Source organism: Longimicrobiaceae bacterium (assembly GCA_035936415.1).
Classification (GTDB): Bacteria; Gemmatimonadota; Gemmatimonadetes; order Longimicrobiales; family Longimicrobiaceae; genus JAFAYN01.
Window position 1 is genome coordinate 1 of the sequence record DASYWD010000517.1, and the last position, 3,917, is coordinate 3,917.

At 73.9% G+C, this 3,917-nt stretch carries 1 protein-coding gene; it reads right to left on the bottom strand.

From position 1 onward, the window contains the following. Nucleotides 1–3,899 (bottom strand): condensation domain-containing protein (locus VGR37_20815; GenBank protein ID HEV2149853.1); only part of this gene is annotated, 3,899 nt, incomplete at its 3' end. Between the last annotated feature and the right edge of the window lie 18 nt (nt 3,900–3,917).

The following is a 3,917-nucleotide window of genomic DNA, read 5'->3' on the forward strand; positions in this document are numbered from 1 at the left end:
AGGTGGTGCGCCAGGCGGTTCGCCCGGGCGTTCAGCTCCGCGTAGCTGAGCGCCTCGCCCGCGAAGACGAGCGCCACCGCGTCGGGGCTGCGCCGCGCCTGCGCCTCGAAGAGCTGGTGCACGCACAGCTCGCGCGGGTACTCGGCCTCGGTGGCGTTCCACGCCTCCACCACCTGCCGCCGCTCCGCCTCCGGAAGCACGTCGATGCTCCCGAGCGCCCGCATCGGCGAGACCTCCAGCGCCTCCACCAGCCGCTCCAGCGCCGTGTGCACCATCGCGCACACCCGCTCCGCCACGGCGGCCCCCTGGACCTGCGACTGGAGCAGCAGCCCTCCATCGCCCAGGTCGTCGATCGACACCGTGACCGGGTAGGTCGACCGCTCGTGCCACCGCAGGCGCTCGACGCCCTCGATGCACGCCCAGGGGCCCCTGACCTCCGCCGTGTGCCGGTAGTTCAACAGCGCCGAGAACAGCGGCTCGGGGGCCGGCACGCCGCTGCACCGCTGCGCCAGCACCAGCGACGCATGCTCATGCTCCAGCAGGCTCGCCAGGAGCCTCTGCGCGCCCCGCACGCTCGCCTCCGCGCCCTCGTGCCCGACCCGGATCCGGACCGGCACCGTGTTCATGAAGGGGCCCAGCACGCGGTCCGACCCCTCCCCTCCGCGCATCCGGCCGAAGAGCACGGTTCCGAACACCACGTCCTGCCGGTCCGCCGCACGCGCCAGCGCCTGGGCGAACGCCACGTGGCAGACGCTCGCGGCGCTCACCCCCAGCGCCCGGACGCGGCTGCGGAGCCGCGCGACCAGCATCGGCTCCACTTCCAGCTCCGCCGCGTCGATCCGGGCTGCCTCGCTCCACGCGTTCACCAGGCCGAACGGCGCCGTCGGCTCCACCACGTCGCCGAGCAGGTCGCGGAAGAACGCCTCGTGCTTCTCCCGGCTCACCCCCAGCCGCGCCTGGGCGACGTAGTTTCGGAACGGCAGCGCCGGAGGCAGCGCCTCCGCGCGTCCCTCCAGGCGCGCCGCGACCTCCTCCGAGAGCGCTTCGAGCGTCTCGTGGTCGCCCATCACGTGGTGCAGGAGGAGGAGCAGCAGCCACCGTCCCCGCCGCTCGTCTCTCGCCGCATATGCCCGGACCAGGGGCGCATGGCGGATGTCGATCCGATGATGCCGGGGATCGTGGAGCGCGTAGAGCCGCTCCCCCGCGTCGCCCCCGGCGGCGTCCAGCTCCACCTCCTCCACCGCCAGCGGCGCCGTGCGCCACACCACCTGCACCGGCTCGCGCAGTCCCTCCCACGCGAGGGAGGTCCGCAGGATGTCGTGGCGGTCGACCGCCGCCTGCAGCGCGGCCAGGAACTTGTCCAGGCGCCCCCGGCTGTCGAAGCTGAGCATCTCGCAGCCCAGGTAGGGGTCCCCCTCCCTCACGAGCAGGTGGTGGAAGAGGAACCCCTCCTGCAGCGGCGCCAGCGGGTAGACGTCCTGCACGTTGCCGGCTCCGCCCGGCACCCGCTCCACCACGAGGCCGATCTCCGCCTGCGTGAGGTCCACCAGCGGCAGCATCTCCGGCCGGATCGTCCCGCATCCCTCGGGAACGGCGTTCGGCGGAACCTCGACCTGCGGCGCCGCCCCCCGCACCGCCGACGCCAGGTCGAGGAGCGTGGGGGTCGCGAACAGCACGCGCCCGTCGGCATGGAGCCCATGCTGCCGCATCCGCTCCAGGACCCGGACGGCGAGGAGGGAATGGCCGCCGAGCTTGAAGAAGTGATCCCTCCGACCCACCCGCTCCAGCCCGAGCACCTCCGTCCAGATCTTCGCCAGCACCGCCTCCACCTCTCCCACGGGCGCCTCGTACCCGGCGTCCGCGTAGGCGTCCCTCGCCGGTGCGGGGAGGGCCCGCCGGTCCACCTTCCCGTTCGGCGTCAGCGGAAGCGCATCGAGGCGCACGTAGGCGGCGGGCACCATGTACGCGGGGAGCCGCGCCTCCATGAACGAGCGCAGCCGGGTCGGCATCACTCCGCCCGGCGCGCTCTTCAACGGAGCCGTCGCGAAGGGGGACAGCGTCTCGCGCGGCCGGGTCCGCGGCGCCGGGAACCTCCGCCGGGCGCCCGCGGAGCCTCGCCGCGAGAACATCGCGTCGACACGTCCCGCGTCGCCGGAGTCGGCTACGCCCACCTCCACCGACCATCCCAGGGCCTCACCCAGCGTCCACAGGTCCTCGGGATCCACTCCGTCCGGGACCGCGAGACGGCGCACGTCCTCCACGGTCCCGGCGCTCCCCGGGTCCCGGCGGAGCTCGAGCAGCTTCAGCGGGCCGCTCACCCGCGCGTTGGGGATGTCGGCGACGACCAGGAGGTCGTCCGCGGTCTCTTCGAGCCGGCTGCGCAGGGAATCCAGCGTCAGACGGTCGGTGTCCCAGCTCCACCGGGCGGCCTCCGGCTCGGCGCCGGCCTCGCCGCCCGCGCCGACGTGCAGCACCACGTCGTACCGGAACTCCGTCATCTCGTTGCGGAAGCGACCGCGCTTGTGCAGGACCTCCACGTGGCCGACCGCGGCCAGCCTGTCCCCGAGCGAGCGGAAGTAGGCCGGCGCGACCACCAGCTCGTCCTCCGACCGCTCCGCCTGCTCCGTGCGGGCCTTCCACTCCGCTACCGGCGTCGCCGCTGCGGACCGGTGCGTCTCCACCGCCGTGTGGAAGGCGCCCAGCAGGTCCAGGTTGCGGACGTCCCCGACGAAGACGTGGCCGCCCGGCGCCACCGCGCGAACGGCCCGTTCGAGGACGGTCTCCAGGTAGTCGACGCTGGGCAGGTACTGCGCGACGGAGTTGACGACCACCAGGTCGAAGGACCCGGGCGCGAACCCGCCGAAGTCGTCCGCCAGCCGCTGCCGCAGCTCCACGCGCTCTTCCCCCGGCTGCCCCGCGAGCGCCGCGCGGACGCCCCGTAAAGCCTCGGCGGAGAAATCCGTCCCGACGTAGCGCTCGCAGCCGGGCGCGAGCCGGAACAGGAGGAGGCCGGAGCCGCAGCCGACCTCGAGCACCCGCTTCGGGTTCAGGGTGGCGATGCGGGCCACGGTCGCGTCCACCCATTCCCGCATCTCCGCGGGCGGAATGGGTTCGCCCGAATAGCTGCTGTGCCAACCCCTGATGTCGAACGTCGGATCCGGGACCCCGCCGTCCTCGCCGTAGTAGCGGTCGTAGAGATCCTTCCAGGCCGCCACGTGGTCCGAGTCACCTCTCTCCGGGCCCTCGGCGGCCCTGCCGGCGGGCTCTTCGACCCAGTACGCCACCAGCTGCCTTTCCCCCGCGTCCCCCTCCCGCGCCACCACGACCGCCTCGCGCACCGCCTCGTGCTCCAGCAGCCGCGCCTCCACCTCGCCCAGCTCGATCCGGTAGCCCCGTACCTTCACCTGGCCGTCGTCGCGCCCGAGGAACTCGAGCGTGCCGTCCGGCAGCCACTGCGCCAGGTCACCCGTCCGGTAGAGCCGCCCGCCCCCGGCCGCCCCGAACGGGTCGGGGACGAACCGCTCCGCCGTCAGCTCCGGCCGGTTCAGGTAGCCGAGCGCCAGACCCGCCCCGCCCACGTGGAGCTCGCCGGCCACGCCCACCGGCGCCGGCTCGCCGTCGCGGTCCAGGACGTAGGCCCGCGTGTTCGCGTTCGGCCGCCCGATCGGCACCCGCGCCGTCCCCTCCGGGACGCTCTCGACCCGGTGGGCGATGGAGAAGGTGGTCGTCTCCGTCGGTCCGTAGCAGTTCAGGAGCGCCCGGGGGCCGCCCTCGCTCAGGAGCCGCCCGTAGGCGGCCGGGTCCGCCCGGTCGCCTCCGGTGAGCACGTGGCGCAGGCCCGCCAGCGCGCCCGGGATCGCTTCCGAGTAGGGGTTGAAGAGCACCGGGGTGATCAGCATCGTGGTCACGCCCTGGTC